The following is a 15,805-nucleotide window of genomic DNA, read 5'->3' as shown; positions in this document are numbered from 1 at the left end:
TTCCATTGCAATTCAATGGCCTGTCTTTTGCATTGGTTCGGTATTCAGCCCCTAGTCTTCCAGGTTCAATCGCTGGCGAATGACCTCAAACACCCGGGTAATCGGCAAATTGCGCAAATCGGGCTGCTGAATAATGCTGACCGCATCCCTGCCATGTCCACGCGGGGCACATTGCGCCGGATTCGATGCGTCGGAAAACAGCACAATCGTCGGGGCCCCGGCCGCTGCGGCCAAGTGCATCGGTCCGGTATCATTGCCAATCGCCAACACCGCCCCCTGTGCCAGGCTGGCAATTTCCAGGAAATCGGTTTTTCCCATCAGGTTCCGTGCCCGCGGGCACATATTGCTGATCCGGTCCAGAACATCGGCTTCCTTGTCCGTGCCGATCAAAACCGGGGTTAACCGGTAATCCGCCAGCATTTTGGCCAACAGGCCAAACCGTTCGGCAGGCCAGCGTTTTTCCGGGCGATGCGGCGAACCGCCGGGGCAAATCAGCACATAGGGTGTTTTGATACCGAAACGATCCAGGTCGGCCTTTGGCGCATTGATAAAGGGCAGGGGAATATCGGTAATGCCCATACCTGCCAACTGGTCAATATGCCGGTCGATGGTGTGCATTTTATGCCGGTCGGGATGCTTGTGCGGATGCGAGCATCCCCACGCGATCCCGGACCATTCCGGTGCCTTGCCCGGCCAGAACAGCCGGTAATAAAATGTGCTGCGATCTGACGTTTGCAAGTCATAAACGCGATCAAATTCACCGGCACGCAGAAAGCGGCGCAGTGCCATCAGATCGGCAAACTGCGTCAGCTTGGGCCGACGATCCACCGCGATAGCATCGAAGCACCCGGTCGATTTTGCCAGATCGACATAAAGTTTGGTTGTCAGCAAAGTAATATGTGCATCGGGGTGAGCCCGGCGAATGGCCGCAAAGGGGCCGGTTGCCATCACAACATCCCCCAGCGCACTGAGTTTGATCACCAAAATTCGCTGCTGTTTGACCGGATCATCCCCGCCAACAGCCATTTCCGCACCAAACGGTTCCATTTTATTTTCTGTCATGCCGCATTATTCCTGGCGATGCGCCGCAGGGCTTTTTCATAAACCGCCAGAGTCTGTTCCGCCATCTGGGTCAGGGAGAATTTATCGATCACATGTTGCCGCCCCTTAAGGGCAATGGCCTCGCGCCGTTCCGGACTCAGTTTCAGCACCTGGGCCAGCGCGTGCGACAACTGCGGGACTTCATTTGGGGCCACCAGCCAGCCGGTTTCCCCGGGCAGCACCGTTTCCGTCGCCCCGCCATGTGCGGTTGCCACAATCGGCCGTCCCATCGCCTGTCCTTCGGTGGGCACACGGCCAAAGGCCTCGGGGTCCAGCGACGGACACACAACAACATTTGCCAGCATATAGGCCGCGGGCATATCGTTGCAATGATCGACGATATGAACAATATCCTGCAGGCCCAGGCTGCGGCTCAGTTCAATCAGCTCTTCCCGATAGGCCGACCGCCCCTGGTCCGACCCCACCAGCAGGCAGCGCACATTGCGATGGCCGATTTCCTCAAGCATGGCGGGAATCGCCCTGATCAGAAAAGTCTGGCCTTTCCAGCGGGTCAACCGGCCGGGCAGCATAATGACATATTCATCGCCATTCAGCCGCCACTGGGTTGAAAGCGCGATCAAACGTTCCTGGCTGACATTTTCCGGGTTGAACAAATCCACATTGGTGCCGCGCGGCACCACATTAAGGCGTTCTTCGTCGATCTTGTAATATTTGCGAATATGGCTGGCGATAAATTCCGAGACGGCAATCACCTGGTCACCCATCGTCATGACGGAATTGTAATATCGCTTGAACGGGTTGGTATAACCCGAATAGGTGCCATGAAATGTGGTGACAAACGGCACCTTCATATGGCGCGCCGCCCAGCGGGCACTCCAGGCCGGAGCACGCGAGCGGGCATGGACAATATCCACCCCTTCCGCGCCGATCAGATCGGCCAGCAGGCGGCCATTCTGGCGCATGGTCAAAAGGTTTTTGGATTTAAGCGGCAGGGTGATATGGCGGGCACCAACCCGTTCAAGTTCGCGCTCCAGCCGTCCGCCCTGGGATGCCACCAGGGCCACACCCCCGCCCTCGACAATGGCTTTGGCAATATCAACCGTTCCACGTTCCACGCCACCTGTTTCCAGTTCGGGCAGAACCTGAAGGATTACCGCCGGACGGAAGTCCGAACCTTGCGTCTGCCGCCCGGGGCGATAGACTGCCTGTGTCTCGTTTTGTGACGCGCTCATCCAACCTTAACCATTCAGCATCCAGGATTTCGTGCCCAGATGACTTATGACATGCCTGAACCCATGTTTCTTGACCGGCCTGACGGATCAAAAATCGCATACCACACGATCCCCCGCAAGCAGGCAACAGCCCCAAATGATCAAAAGCCCGGCATCCTGTTTTTTGGCGGTTTCATGTCCGACATGACAGGCACCAAGGCAACACATCTGGAGCAACATTGTGTCCGGCGCGGCCTGGCTTATACCCGCTTTGACTATTCCGGTCACGGACAATCATCGGGCAAATTTTCCGATGGCACCATTGGACAATGGACGCAGGATGCCCTTGCTGTTCTTGACGGGGTTGCAACCGGACCCCAAATTCTTGTCGGCTCCTCGATGGGCGGCTGGATCAGCCTGCTTGCGGCCCTGGCCCGCCCGGATCGTGTTACCGGCCTGGTTGGCGTTGCCGCCGCCCCGGATTTTACCGAGGATCTGATGTGGGCGCAGTTTTCGGAGTCGCAAAAACGAACCATCGAGGAACAGGGGGCGCTGATCGAACCGACCGAGTATGGTGACGATCCCTATACCATCACCCGTGCCCTGATCGAGGATGGCCGAGAGCACCTGTTACTACGCGACACCATCAACCTGAACATTCCCGTGCGTCTGGTTCAGGGCATTGAGGATGCCGATGTGCCCTGGCAAACCGCGCTGAAACTGGCCGAAAAACTTTCAAGCCAGGATGTTGAAATACAGTTCATCAAATCGGGCGATCATCGCCTGTCCAAACCGGCAGAGCTTGATGCTATCACCCGTCATATTGACGTGCTGGCCGGATGCGCCCCGGCCTGAACCCAACCCAAAAGAGCAAAGTCCCCGCAACTGGCGGGGACTTTGTGACGATCATCATATGTCAAAAAGATGTGTGCAGGCACCGCCGGCACATACCAATTCCAACCTAAAGATCAGAACTTGACTGCCAGCTTTGCCGACAAGGTGTTTTCACGGGTATCTTTGCTGAAATCGCCATTATAATTCAGGGACACGGTCGTATCCTGGGCAACATCAACGCCAACCCCGGCCTCCAGCACCGCACTGTCGCGGGAATCCGCCGCACTGCTGACCGTAAAGCTGTCTGAACCGCTAAATGACACGGTCGCATCCTGCGACATGTCACCATAAGCATGACGCCAGCCCAAACCGGCCTTCAGTTCGCCAGAAAGTCCCCAGCTATCAATTGCCAGATCATGCCCAAAGCGCAAACCAAGCGTACTAAACAACTGATTGTCGGTTTGCGAGCTGGATGTCAGGGCAGCAGCCCCACCCTTTTCCTGAAAACCATCCACTTTGGAATGAACAACGGCAAGGTTCAGATACGGCTCAAAGCGCGATTCCTGATGTTTGATGCGCAACGCCCCCTCGGCAAAAAGCTGGGTGGTCTGGGCATCATAATCTGACGTCAGGTTATCGGTAAAACCGGCAAAAGCAACCGACCGTTTGGCATCAATTTTCTGGAAAGCATGCAACGCCCCAAAACGCAACGAAGTTGCCTGGATCTCGGTACCGCCGTAAGCCGCCAGATAATAACTGTCAACCATCGCACTGGAGGACACATTCTTGTCCTGGATCGAATCCCGGCCAAAACCCGTCGCCACGCCAAAGCGCCAGTCATCAAGCACCTGCGTATCCACACCAATCATGAAACCACCGCCACGGGTGGTCGTATCATGGGCCTGGCTTCCGCCTGACGTCCGGCTCCAACTGCCAAAATTGCTCATCCAGGCCTGGGTCGTTTTCTCCTTGCCCAGCAAGCCGTCCATATTGTCTTCATTCGAGGCAACCAGGGGTGCCGAATTCACACCACCACCCGAAAACGAATCCCGGATACGATTATTCACCGCCGCCCGTGACATGCCGGCATTGGTCACAATCGTTGAAACCGTCGAGGCATGAACTTCGCCCGAAAGCTGGTCAAAAGCAGCAGCTGTTTGACCCGGCTGCAACTGTACAACCGCATCATAAAGGGCGTTCCCATTACTCAGGCTGTCAACCCCGCCTGCCGTGGACCCTTCGTTCGGCGTGGTCGTCTGCACCGCCAGCGCCTGACCGTTACGGGTCCGCGTCAGGTAAACATGATCGTCGTCATAGGTCAGTTCATCCTGCAAATAGGCAGAATACTTGCTGATGCGGTTAAACTCCCCGGTGACGCCGGTTGTGGTTGAAACAATGGTGTATTTCTTGTCCACCGCAATCGTGGAATTGTCACCATTCAATGCCGACAGCCTCACCGTTGCATTGTTTTCAATGGTGGCACCGCCGGTAATGCTAATCGCGTCACTGGAGGTATCATCGACCTGCACAACATAAACCGACCCACTTTTAAACGTGGTATCCCCCGAAACATTCAGGGTTTGAATGGTGTTCCCGCCAGGGCTGACCGTACCACCGGAATTAACCGACAGCCCGCCAATAGTGCCATTACCCGTCAAGAATGCGCCGTTATTGATGGCAACGACAGAGGCAATGGAACCCGCAATATTCAGCGTGCCACCATTAACCGTGGTCGCCCCTGTATAGGTCGAGGACGTACCCGTCAGGTTCACCGTCCCGGCCTCGATATCTACGCTACCGGCACCGGTGATGTTGGATCCAAACGTGTAATCCGTATTGGTAATGTTAAATACGATCTTGCCGGTGCTGGTTTGTGAGCCCGTAAGCTCTGAGCCAAAGGCAACCGTGGCCGCATTCAATGTGCCCGCAGCAGCAGCCTCGCTTCCGGCGGCGGCACCAATAATCAGGGTGCCGGTGGAATCGGCAGATTTGGCAATATCAACGGTGCCGTTACCGGTGCCACCACCACTATTAACATTCAGGGTGTTGCCATCGCGAAGAATCAGCGTCGCAGCCGCACTGTCCCCCTGAACGGAGACAGCAGATGAGGCAACGGTGCCAGCAACATTCAGCGTACCACCATGTATGGTGGTCGCACCTGTATAGTTTGATGTTCCGGTTAATTTAACAGTGCCTGCATATTGCTCAACAGCACCGGCCCCGATGATGTTGGAAGCAAAGGTGTAATCCGTATCGGTAATGTTAAATACGATCTTGCCGGTGCTGGTTTGTGACCCCGTAAGCTCTGAGCCAAAGGCAACATTGGTCGCATTCAATGTGCCCGCCGCCGCAGCCCCACTTCCGGCCGCAGCGCCAATAATCAGGGTGCCGGTGGAACCAGAGGACCTGGCAATATCAAGAGTACCAGTACCGTTATTCACACTCACGGTGCCGCCACTGGCCAGTGTCAGGGTGCCGGTCGCATGATCCCCGACATAAAGACCGGTCTTAACGTTCAGAACCCCGTTGCTTTTAACGGTCAGATCGCCGGTTGCCGTCGAGTTGGTTGACGTCTGGCTGGTATCATCCTTGTCACGGTAAAAACCGGAGCCAACAGACAAAGTACCATCAATCGAGGCCGTGGCCTGATCCGATACAGTCATTGAAGCCGTACCACGTTCGCCAAGGATGACATCAGAATTCGCCGTTAAGGAAGAGCTTTCGCCGTCAACCGTCAACGTACCGTTTGCTGTCGTGTCATGCCCCACATAAACCGTTTTTGTCGCGGTAACAGCACCAGCTTCCTTAATTTCGAGCGTACCGCTCCCCTGATAACCAAAATAAATTTCATCCTTCAGGGTGGCTGTCGAATTTGTACCGCTGACCGTAACCGTCCCGGTCGAACCTTCATAGACCCCGGCAATAAAGTAACCATTGGCCGTCAGCGACGAACCACTTGAAACATTGAGCGTACCGGTGTTTGAGGACTTGGTACCAATAGAAGTCCCCCCATCCAGTGTCGCAGTTGAGCCATTATTGAAATTTGCAGTACCTGTTACTGCACCTGTTTGGGCACTACCTACTTGAAACTGCCCCGAGCTCCCCAGGTTAAATGTTGCAGCATCAAAGGTTATGGTCCCCTGCGCGCCATCACCAAAGCCAACACGCACGAGAGAATCGGCATCATAAATCGCACCGGCTGATACAGTCAGAATACCGGTCGCGCCATTTCCAGACCCGATCAATACATCACCATTTGTGGTGTGAAGTTTGGTTCCGGCTCCCGTGATCGTGATGTTTGATGTCGCACCATCTGTCAAACCAAGAACCAGCGAATCGCTTGACTCGGCTTCCAGCCTTGCGCCCCCTTGAACAACCAGCGAATTCGGATTGCTTCCAGACTGGCTGTCAACAGTGACTGTCACCACTGTATTAGGGGCAAAGACGACAACCTCTCCATCCAAATCGTTGCCATCAATAACCAGGTCCTTGCCTGTAAACCCGTTACTCCAGTTAGCGTCCACATTGAACTGAGTACCATTTGTGCCAGCCCATCGGCTCTCTTCTGCGTGGACGTCAGAAATCGACACCAAAGAAACAAGTGCCGTCGTGGATAACAGCAATAAAGTGGCTGAAATTTTCATTCCGATCCCCGTTTGAATATTTTAAACCCGCGCGGGAGAAATTAAATTTTCACTCCGACGACACAAATAAACACCCTGCCCGCAACACAAAATGTGCAGGATAAAAGTTGATTCGTGCGCAGAAGAAACCGTTCAGCTTATCCGCATCACTATATCACAAGGCATTACAGCCATTGATAAATCACACGTGAAACCCAATTCCCCCCAGATAGGTTTAATCACTTATTTCCAGAAAACGAACAAATCAAGAAAATAATCCCAACTTCAAAAGAAAAATAAAAATCCCCCAAAAACAATTAAAAACAATCACTTAAATCCTGTCAGCAAGAGCAGGAAAGCCTATTTTTGAGGAGAGACAACGCATACTTAAGACTAGTATTTAAAATTATTACAGAAATTAAATTTTCAAATAAAAACCCTCCTGATTGAAGAATTTCAAATTAAATATCTAAAAATAAAAATCTCAAACCCACAGAACTTCAGATGGGGGGGGGAACGCATTTCGTTCATTCACAAAAATGGCGCGGCCTGAATGAAACAGGCCGCGCCATTTTTTAATTTTGCAATTAGCTGGAAGGACAAGCCCAAATACAGTTAGGCCAAAACCACGTCATCACCCTGAACGCGCACAGCCACCGGCTCCAGCGCATCCCCACTGCACGGTCCCGACACACAATAGCCGTCTTCAATGCGAAAGCGGGCACCGTGAGTGGAACACAAAATTTCACCGCCAAATTCGCTGATGAATTCATCGGGTTCAAATTCCAGCGGGACACCGATATGCGGGCAGCTATTGACATAGCCAAACACGGCATCGCCATCGCGCACGACAAAAATATTCCGCCGTGCCTCCCCTTCTCCCACAAACAGGCCCTTGGCTCCTGTGGCATCAAGGTCGCTTAACGCACATAAAATGGTTCCTTCGGGGGCAAGGCGGTTCATGGTGTCACACCACCCATCTCGCAAATCGCCTTCCAGGACGCATCATCAATCGGCAAAACCGACAGGCGCGATTGTTTTAGCAAGGCCAAATCGGAAAATTGCGGGTCCGCCTTGATGGCATCCAGCGTCACGGGCCGGGCAAGTGGTTTGACGGTTTTGACATCCACCTGCACGAATTTGCCCTTGGCATCGCTTGGGTCCGGATAGGCTTCACGCACAATTTCGACAATGCCAACGATGCTTTTTTCTTTCACCGAATGATAGAAAAACGCCTGATCGCCGGTTTTCATCGCCCGCAGATTATTCGCCGCCTGATAATTGCGCACCCCGTCCCAACCCTCAACATCCTTCGCCACCTGGTCGTCCCATGACCAGCTTGACGGTTCCGTTTTGATCAGCCAGTACGCCATTGATCAGAAAACCTTTTTAAACGGCCGAATCACCACCGATTCAAACAGGCCTGCCTTGGCATAGGGGTCATTTGCCGTCAGGGCTTCGGCAGCGGCCATATCTTCCAGCTCGATAATGAAAACCGATCCGTTCATGCCTTCAAGATCAGGATCCAGGGTCGGCCCGGCGGCAACAATTTTATCGGCATAACCGTCTTTGATATAAGCCAGATGGGCATCACGGTTGGCTTTACGGACATGAAGATGGCCGGGCTTATCAACACAACGGATGTAAAACAGCATGGATTTTCCTGCATTTAATAGGATTGAGAACAAGATACCGCCAAAGTGACAGAATGCCCGGCATGGCTCAAGACCGTAGGTTAATGTTCGTCGCGAAACGGGCGATTTAGCAGGGTATCAAGCGTTTCGCGCAGGGGCGCATGATGGTTTGCCACCTGGTTTACCGCCGTGCAAATCGGCATTTCCACACCGTATTTTTCCGCCACCGCCGTCACCGATGCCGCCGTATGCACCCCTTCGGTGACACTGCGCCGGGATGACAAAATATCGGACGTACTTTGCCCCTGCCCCAGTGCCACACCGAATGTGTAATTGCGCGACAGCGTACCGGTGCAGGTCAGCATCAAATCGCCCAGCCCGGCCAGGCCCATCAGGGTTTCCGCCCGTCCACCCATTGCGATGGCAAGGCGCGACATTTCGGCAAGGCCCCGGGTTACAAGAGCTGCACGCGCATTATCGCCCAGCTTCATGCCTGCCACCACGCCACTGGCAATCGCCAGCACGTTTTTAATCGCCCCGGCCACTTCCACCCCGGTTACATCGGAACTGTAATAGGGGCGAAAGGCAGACGTGCCGATCATTTCGACAAGGTTTTTGCCCATCTCGCGATCGCGGCAGGCGAGTGTCAACGCGGCGGGCAGCCCTGCGGCCACTTCCTGGGCAAATGTCGGGCCCGATAGCACCGCGACGGGCACATCGCCCAATACATCGCGCACCACATTTTCCATCAGGGCACCGCTGTGTTTTTCAATGCCCTTGGCGCAAATAATGGCGGGCACATCGCGCTGCCACTTCCCGGCAATTGCGGCAAGGGAATCACGCAGAAACTGTGCTGGTGTGACCAGCAAAACCGCATCGGCCTGCAAAACATCATCGGCATTGAGGGTGGCGTTTAACCCGGCTGGCAAAGGAATACCGGGCAAATACAAATCATTTTCGCGGTTTTGATTCATGCGTGCGGCAAGGTCGGCATCGCGCAACAGCATATTTGCCTGCGCCCCGGCGCGCACGGCCTGTATCGCCAGCGCCGTGCCCCAGGCACCCCCACCCACAATTCCGATACGTTTTTCCGCCATGCCGGTTGTTTCCATCGCCCTGAAATGTCCCTGTAGCTAAGAAATTACGTCTTCATGCCTTCACACCCGCACCGGGGCGTTTCGGAGCTTCCGGGTCCAGCGGCCAGCGCGGACGGGGTTTAAAATCCAGCGGGTCTTCCTGGCCCAGACGAAACCGTTCAAGCCCGGCCCAGGCGATCATGGCAGCGTTATCGGTACACAGCGGCAGGGGGGGTGCCACAAGCTGCATGCCTGCCTTGTCGGTCAGTTCGGTCAAGCGGGTACGCAAATATGTGTTGGCCGCAACCCCGCCCGCCAGAACCAGCGTTTTGCCCTCAGGATATTCCCGCATGAACTGGTAAATCGCGTTTTTGGTCCGGTCTATCAGGGTTTCGCCCACCGCACGCTGAAAGGAGGCAGCAAGGTCCGCCTTGACCGCGTCCGTGCGCTGGGGCACGGGAAAACCATCCAGATGCACCCGCACCGCCGTTTTTAACCCGGAAAACGAAAAATCGCACCCTTCACGCCCGCGTAATGGACGCGGCAGGCGAAAGCGTAGCGGATCGCCGTTTTTAGCCATTTTTTCCAGGGCTGGCCCGCCGGGATAACCAAGACCCAGCATCTTGGCGGTTTTATCAAAGGCCTCGCCCACCGCATCGTCAATGGTGGTGCCAATGCGGCGGTATTTTCCCACCCCTTCGACAATCAAAACCTGGCAATGCCCGCCTGATACCAGCAACAGCAAATAGGGAAAGGCAACATCATCGGTCAGGCGCACGGTCAAGGCGTGGCCTTCCAGATGGTTCACCGCCAAAAAGGGTTTGCCCGTGGCAAAGGCAATGGATTTTGCCGTCATGGTGCCGACCATCACCCCGCCAATCAGGCCCGGCCCGCCCGTGCAGGCAATGGCGTCAAGATCGTCAAATTCCAGCCCGGCATCATCCATTGCCTCGGCCACCAGGCGGTCGATATGTTCCAGATGTGCCCTTGCGGCAATTTCGGGAACCACCCCGCCATAGGGGCGATGGTCTTCCAGTTGGGTCAAAACGCGATTGGACAGAATTTCGCGTTTATCATTTACAACGGCGGCGGCCGTTTCATCACAACTGGTTTCAATACCAAGAACATTCATGGAATTTGATTTCCGGCTATCACTGGTTTGCGCCCGATCAAGGCAGGCCTGATGGCGATGATGTAGCCCAAACTAACACGCCTTGCCACCCTTTGCTGATTGTTTGCTGATCATCACGGCAACATGGCGGCCATTTATCCGCATCATGGGTCATATTGGACCTATGCAGGGACCTGTGTCGCAGTCTAGGGTGCAGGCATGTCATAAACGAAAGTCATCAACAATAACGTAGCGATAGCTTACAAACCCTGTTTAACCCCTGAATTCGGATGAATAACCGGCACCATGACTGATACCGTAAAACTTCGCATCGGCACCCGTGGCTCCCCGCTCGCACTGGCACAGGCCTATGAAGTGCGCGACCTGCTGGCAAAGGCTAACCCCGAAATTTCGGCGGAAGGCGACATCGAAGTTGTTGTCATTTCCACAACCGCCGACCGTGTGACAGACCGTGCCCTGTCGGAAATTGGCGGCAAGGGCCTGTTTACCAAGGAAATCGACGAGGCCCAGCTCAAGGGCGAGATCGACGTTGCCGTTCACTGCATCAAGGATGTGCCGACCATTCTGCCCGATGGCATTGCCATGCCCGTCATCATGCCACGTGAAGATGTGCGCGATGCCTTTATTTCCACCAAATATAAAAGCTTTGCCGACATGCCCGCAGGTGCCATCGTCGGCACCGCATCGCTGCGCCGCCAGGCAATGGTTTTGCACAAATACCCGCACCTGAAAGTCGAAACCTTTCGTGGCAATGTGCAAACCCGCCTGCGCAAGCTGGAGGAAGGCCAGGCCGATGCCACCCTGCTGGCAATGGCCGGGTTAAACCGCCTGGGCACCCCGGAAATTGCCACCCATGTTATTTCCGAAGATGACATGCTGCCCGCCGTCGGACAGGGTGCACTGGGCCTTGCCATTCGTGCGGGGGATGAAAAAGTTGCCAACTGGCTGTCGTCGCTGCATTGCCATGAAACCGATTTGCGCATTACCGCCGAACGGGCCGCATTGCGTGCGCTCGATGGCTCGTGCAAAACGCCCATCGCCGCTCTGGCTGAAATTGATGAAAACGGCACCATGCGCCTGCGCGTCACCATTGTGCGACCGGATGGCAGCGAATGGCTCGACGCCGAACGCACCCTTGAAAACCCGGATATTGCCGGGGCGGACCGTATTGGCACCGATGCCGGGAACGAACTTAAGGAACGCGGCGGGCCTGATTTCATTCTGGCCTGACATATCAAGGACACGATCTTGCAGAACCATTCCGCCCGTCGCGGAATGGTTCCCAAACAGGATGAGGCAATCATGGGGAAAACGATCTTGAATACCCGGCCGGAAACCGATTCCGGTGATCTGGATACTCTCCTGAAGCAGCGTGGTTATGACGTTTGCCACGCCCCCATGCTGTCCATCGCTTTCCCGCCCCTGCCCGCCGACCAGCCCACGATCAACCTTGATGGTGTGCAGGCCCTTATCTTTACCTCCGCCAATGGTGTGCGCGCCTTTACACGCCACAGTTCACAACGGGACTTGCCGGTTCTGGCCGTAGGCGATGCGACGGCCACCACGGCCCGTGCGGCGGGTTTTGAAACGGTTTACAGTGCCAATGGCGACATTCACGACCTGGCAGGGCTGATCACCCGTCAAATCTCGCCCGATGACGGGGTGCTTTATCATCCTGCGGCGCGCAAAGTCGCGGGGGATCTGGGAACAATGCTGGCCGCAAAAGGTTACGTGATAAACCGCCAAACGCTTTACGAGGCCCACGCTGCAACCAGCCTGCCCCAACCGGTGCGTGAGGGTCTGCTTGGCGGAACCATCCATGCGGTGTTATTTTTCTCTCCCCGCACGGCTGAAACCTTTGTTAAGCTGATGGAAAGCCATCATACGAAAGGGGCCCTGACAAATGTGACTGCCTTGTGTCTCAGCCCCGCCGTCAAAGACCGCCTTGCCTGCCTTAAATGGCGCAAGATCGTGGTCGCGGCCCAGCCGACACAGGAAAGTCTGCTTTTGGAACTCGATACCGTTATTATCTGAATGTCCTGCGCCAGTGGGCGTATCGGAACAACCGCAAACTGCAATGGTCCGACCGTGAAAAAACCAGAAACGCCAAGAACCAACACTTCCGCGACGCCCTCCAAGGGGCAGGATACGATCTCGATCGACAGCAAAGGCAATGCCAGTGCTGGCCAATCGGCATCTTCATCACAGGATGCGAGCACAAAACCGGCAACCGGTTCTGCGGCCCCATCCAGCCCGACAGGGGCCACCACGTCGGCAAAACCCGAAAGCTCTTCCACCGCCAGCAGCAAAAGCAGCACCAGCAGCACAGGCGGGGCAAAATCCACCGCATCTGCGTCCGGCGGGAATTCATCGGCAAGCACCGCACCGTCTGGCAGCGCAAAGCCCGGCGATAAAACGCCTCCTCCGGGCAAAGGCACCCCGCAGGGCAAAAAAACGGGTAAACCCGCCATCATGGTGGTCGTCTGGGCGGTAATTATTATCGGGATCGTCCTGGCGCTGGGCTGGGCCAGCCGGGCCATGTGGTGGAAACAGGCCGAACCGACCCTGACCAATATTTTACCGCAAGGCACGGTCGATGCCCTGGCCCCGGAAGGGCAGCAAAACACCGCCGAAATGTCGCAGACACCAGCAGATGATACCGCCGCGTCAAACACGGCAAACAGCGAGACAGCGGACAGTACCAGCAATTCTGACAGTATGGCATCCGACACGGCCAACAAGCCCGACGATGGCGATAACACCGACATCAACAGCGGCGAGGCCGCAACGGATGAAACGGCACCTGCAGATGCGACCGCACCGGCAAGCACAAACAGCGCCGATCGCGAAAATACCGCTGATACGCAGGCCCGGAATGTTGTTGTTGCAACCGACCTGACATCGCGCCTGTCCCATCTTGAAGGGACCATCAATGCCCTGCGCGAACGCCTGGATCAGGAACGTGGCGGGCAGTTAAACGATTCTGTCGCCCGCCGCCTGGGGGAACTTGAAACCCGCACCGCCCCGATTGATGAAGTCGCCCGGGTGCAATCCGAACTTTCCGGGGTTGCCACGGAAATGCGCGACCTAAGCGCGCGCATGGCAACTGTTGAACAGGAACTCAAGGCAACCGAAGGCCTGCGCATTGCCGGACGCGGCCAGGCGATTGGCATTGGCGTTGCCCTGCTGCGTGATGCCGCACAACGCGGCGGCCCGTTTGAAATTGCCCTGAACCAGCTTAATCGCAGCGGGTCGGATGATACCGTCGTTCAGGAACAGATCGCAAAGCTCAAACCGCTTGCCGCTGAAGGCGCCCCACGCATTGAACAATTGCGGCAATCCTTCCCGGTTGCGGCGGACGAGGCGGTTAAAGCCGCCAGCGATGATCATTCTGGCGGGATTTGGGAGTCAACCGTGGCGAATTTGAAAAAACTGTTCCCCATTCGCCGGGTCGATGCAGTAGGCCAGGACACGCTTGATGGCCGACTGGTGACAGCCGAACAGGCCCTGGCAGCAGATAATCTGGCAAAGGCCATTTCCGCGCTTGAAGGGGTGGAAGGCCAGAACACCAAAACCGCCCTTGAACCTTGGCTGGAAAAGGCGCGTGCCCGCCAGACCATTAATGAAGCCATTGATGTGCTCAGCACGCACGCGATTGGCCTTCTGACCGGGCAGGAAGACAAAACCGGCAACCAAGTGATCAACACCCCCACCGGATCGGAGGCCGCCCAATGATCCGTCTGGTTATCTTTGTTCTGATCACCGCCGCCCTGGTGACAGGGGCGGTCTGGTTTGCCAATAACCCCGGCACCATGACCGTGATTTGGCTGGGCTATCGCTTTGATGGCTCGATTGGCATGGTCTTGCTGGCCGTGCTGGCGCTGGTTTTTGTGCTGGTGGTGCTCTGGCGCATCTGGTTTGTGATTTCACGGTCACCGGGCTGGGTGGGGCGCATGCTGGGCAGCCGTCGCCGTAAAAAGGGCCAGCAGGCCCTGACAATGGGGCTGTTGGAACTGGCATCGGGCGATGTCCGCCAGGCGCTGAAACATACCCGTGCGGTCGATAAATATCTGGAGGATGACACGCTGACCCGCCTGTTAACCGCCCAGGCTGCCGAACTTGAAGGCAACAATGACGCCGCCCGCCGCCAGTTTGAAGAAATGTTGAAATCACCGGATTCGGCGTTTTTCGGGTTGCGCGGCTTGCTGCAACTCTCGCTTAAGGCCAATGATCGCAAAGCCGCCCTGGATTACGCTGAACGCGCACACCGCCTGCGGCCCCGTAATCCGTCGGTGCTGGTCACGTATTTTGACCTGCTATTAGGGGCCAAACAATGGGACCGCGCCTTGACCCTGCTGGTTGATGCGCAAAAGGCCGATATCTTCAAGGAAAATGAACTGTCGCGCCGCCGGGCCCTGCTGATCACCGCCAAAGCCGAAGATGCCATTCGCGATGGTGAAAACAGCGAAGCCGTCAAATTGCTGCGCAAGGCGCTGAATGCACATCCCGATTTCAGCGGGGCCGCCATCCTGCTGACCGAACTTTATGTCAAGGTCGGCCAGCCGGGCAAAGCCCGCGAAATCGTCACGCAAAGCTGGCAGATCAACCCGAATGGCGCACTGGGTCAGCTTTATTTGCAAAGCCTGGAGGGCGACGCCCTGGCCAAGGTCAAGGCGGTGGAAAAGCTGATTGCCGGTAAAACCGATCACCCCGAAAGCCAGCTTCTGCTGGCCGAGGCCGCCCTGAAGGCCCAGTTATGGGGCATGGCGCGCAGCAACCTTCAAAAGGCGATTGGGCAAAATGCCCAGGCCCGCCATTACCGCCTGCTTGCCGATCTGGAATTTGCCGAAAAACAGGACCCGGCCAAGGCCCGGGAATTACTGGTCAAGGCCAGCCATGCCAACCCGGACCCGGACTGGCGCTGTGGTGCCTGCGGGGCGGAAACCGGCAAATGGTCGGTCATTTGCCCGTCCTGCCATTCGTTCGGCGCGATTGACTGGCGCGCGCCGCTGCGCCTGCACAATCACCCGCACAGCAATCACAACAGCGATCATGGCAAAGCCAATACCAAAGGCAAACCCGAGGCCCCCCTGGCCGTTTCGGTTGCCGGCACAGTGATTGACGGGGATGAGGCCATCACGTCGTCCGGGGCAAAGCCTCAATCGTAATCTCCGCAGTGTGATCATTACCAAAAAAAACGGCGGCCCGCATGACAGGCCGCCGTTTTTATGTT

General features: G+C 56.0%; 13 protein-coding genes. 5 read left to right on the top strand and 8 right to left on the bottom strand.

The genetic code is table 11. The annotated features are described in order from the left end of the window. Positions 1 to 51 precede the first annotated feature (51 nt). A complete protein-coding gene (locus TH25_RS02000; RefSeq protein WP_114086730.1) occupies positions 52 to 1,062 on the bottom strand; it encodes a glycosyltransferase family 9 protein in 1,011 nt (336 codons plus the stop codon). After that, the gene (locus TH25_RS01995; protein ID WP_114086729.1) at positions 1,059 to 2,294 is read right to left on the bottom strand and encodes a glycosyltransferase family 4 protein; all 1,236 of its coding nucleotides are present in this window, start codon (positions 2,292 to 2,294) and stop codon (positions 1,059 to 1,061) included. The genes TH25_RS02000 and TH25_RS01995 overlap by 4 nt, the downstream gene beginning before the upstream one ends. Positions 2,295 to 2,333: 39 nt before the next feature. Here TH25_RS01995 and TH25_RS01990 point away from each other — a divergent pair, with 39 nt between their 5' ends. Then, entirely contained in the window at positions 2,334 to 3,128 is a 795-nt protein-coding gene (locus tag TH25_RS01990; protein WP_114086728.1) for an alpha/beta hydrolase, read from the top strand. Between the two features lie 113 nt (positions 3,129 to 3,241). Here TH25_RS01990 and TH25_RS01985 read toward each other — a convergent pair whose 3' ends face one another. The 6 genes from TH25_RS01985 to tsaD all read right to left on the bottom strand — a co-directional run bounded on the left by TH25_RS01985 (position 3,242) and on the right by tsaD (position 10,572). Further along, positions 3,242 to 6,751: an autotransporter domain-containing protein gene (locus TH25_RS01985; protein WP_114086727.1), complete on the bottom strand. Its 3,510-nt coding sequence runs from the start codon at positions 6,749 to 6,751 to the stop codon at positions 3,242 to 3,244. 594 nt (positions 6,752 to 7,345) lie between these two features. After that, on the bottom strand, positions 7,346 to 7,693 hold the full coding sequence (locus tag TH25_RS01980) for a Rieske (2Fe-2S) protein (protein WP_114086726.1): 348 nt from the start codon (positions 7,691 to 7,693) through the stop codon (positions 7,346 to 7,348). After that, positions 7,690 to 8,103, bottom strand: a complete 414-nt coding sequence (locus tag TH25_RS01975; RefSeq protein WP_114086725.1) for an EVE domain-containing protein — start codon at positions 8,101 to 8,103, stop codon at positions 7,690 to 7,692. Before TH25_RS01975 ends, TH25_RS01980 begins: the two co-directional genes overlap by 4 nt. Before the next feature lie 3 nt (positions 8,104 to 8,106). Then, positions 8,107 to 8,385 (bottom strand): YciI family protein, encoded by a 279-nt coding sequence (locus TH25_RS01970; RefSeq protein ID WP_114086724.1) that lies wholly within the window; start codon positions 8,383 to 8,385, stop codon positions 8,107 to 8,109. Positions 8,386 to 8,465: 80 nt separating this feature from the next. Further along, on the bottom strand, positions 8,466 to 9,476 hold the full coding sequence (locus tag TH25_RS01965; protein WP_258548991.1) for an NAD(P)H-dependent glycerol-3-phosphate dehydrogenase: 1,011 nt from the start codon (positions 9,474 to 9,476) through the stop codon (positions 8,466 to 8,468). 37 nt (positions 9,477 to 9,513) lie between these two features. Further along, positions 9,514 to 10,572, bottom strand: a complete 1,059-nt coding sequence (gene tsaD, locus TH25_RS01960; protein WP_114086723.1) for a tRNA (adenosine(37)-N6)-threonylcarbamoyltransferase complex transferase subunit TsaD — start codon at positions 10,570 to 10,572, stop codon at positions 9,514 to 9,516. 285 nt (positions 10,573 to 10,857) lie between these two features. Here tsaD and hemC point away from each other — a divergent pair, with 285 nt between their 5' ends. From hemC to TH25_RS01940, 4 genes are all read left to right on the top strand, one after another. Then, positions 10,858 to 11,802, top strand: coding sequence for a hydroxymethylbilane synthase (gene hemC / locus TH25_RS01955; protein ID WP_114086722.1), 945 nt, complete (start codon positions 10,858 to 10,860; stop codon positions 11,800 to 11,802). Positions 11,803 to 11,874: 72 nt separating this feature from the next. Next, entirely contained in the window at positions 11,875 to 12,606 is a 732-nt protein-coding gene (locus TH25_RS01950) for a uroporphyrinogen-III synthase (protein ID WP_114086950.1), read from the top strand. A gap of 54 nt (positions 12,607 to 12,660) precedes the next feature. Next, on the top strand, positions 12,661 to 14,307 hold the full coding sequence (locus TH25_RS01945) for a COG4223 family protein (RefSeq protein ID WP_114086949.1): 1,647 nt from the start codon (positions 12,661 to 12,663) through the stop codon (positions 14,305 to 14,307). Then, positions 14,304 to 15,740: a heme biosynthesis protein HemY gene (locus TH25_RS01940; RefSeq protein WP_114086721.1), complete on the top strand. Its 1,437-nt coding sequence runs from the start codon at positions 14,304 to 14,306 to the stop codon at positions 15,738 to 15,740. Before TH25_RS01945 ends, TH25_RS01940 begins: the two co-directional genes overlap by 4 nt. Positions 15,741 to 15,805 lie beyond the last annotated feature (65 nt).

Source organism: Thalassospira profundimaris, from assembly GCF_003326755.1.
Classification (GTDB): Bacteria; Pseudomonadota; Alphaproteobacteria; order Rhodospirillales; family Thalassospiraceae; genus Thalassospira; species Thalassospira profundimaris_B.
Note: the sequence above shows the minus strand (reverse complement) of the source record. Positions and strands in the feature narration are given on the sequence as shown.

What these genes read in the sequence shown, in the direction of transcription:
- TH25_RS01970 (WP_114086724.1), bottom strand. Translation starts at nt 8,385, where the DNA reads ATGCTGTTTTACATCCGTTGTGTTGATAAGCCCGGCCATCTTCATGTC.
- TH25_RS01980 (WP_114086726.1), bottom strand. Translation starts at nt 7,693, where the DNA reads ATGAACCGCCTTGCCCCCGAAGGAACCATTTTATGTGCGTTAAGCGAC.
- tsaD (WP_114086723.1), bottom strand. Translation starts at nt 10,572, where the DNA reads ATGAATGTTCTTGGTATTGAAACCAGTTGTGATGAAACGGCCGCCGCC.
- TH25_RS01985 (WP_114086727.1), bottom strand. Translation starts at nt 6,751, where the DNA reads ATGAAAATTTCAGCCACTTTATTGCTGTTATCCACGACGGCACTTGTT.
- TH25_RS01950 (WP_114086950.1), top strand. Translation starts at nt 11,875, where the DNA reads ATGGGGAAAACGATCTTGAATACCCGGCCGGAAACCGATTCCGGTGAT.
- TH25_RS02000 (WP_114086730.1), bottom strand. Translation starts at nt 1,062, where the DNA reads ATGACAGAAAATAAAATGGAACCGTTTGGTGCGGAAATGGCTGTTGGC.
- TH25_RS01990 (WP_114086728.1), top strand. Translation starts at nt 2,334, where the DNA reads ATGACTTATGACATGCCTGAACCCATGTTTCTTGACCGGCCTGACGGA.
- TH25_RS01965 (WP_258548991.1), bottom strand. Translation starts at nt 9,476, where the DNA reads ATGGAAACAACCGGCATGGCGGAAAAACGTATCGGAATTGTGGGTGGG.
- TH25_RS01975 (WP_114086725.1), bottom strand. Translation starts at nt 8,103, where the DNA reads ATGGCGTACTGGCTGATCAAAACGGAACCGTCAAGCTGGTCATGGGAC.
- TH25_RS01940 (WP_114086721.1), top strand. Translation starts at nt 14,304, where the DNA reads ATGATCCGTCTGGTTATCTTTGTTCTGATCACCGCCGCCCTGGTGACA.
- TH25_RS01995 (WP_114086729.1), bottom strand. Translation starts at nt 2,294, where the DNA reads ATGAGCGCGTCACAAAACGAGACACAGGCAGTCTATCGCCCCGGGCGG.
- hemC (WP_114086722.1), top strand. Translation starts at nt 10,858, where the DNA reads ATGACTGATACCGTAAAACTTCGCATCGGCACCCGTGGCTCCCCGCTC.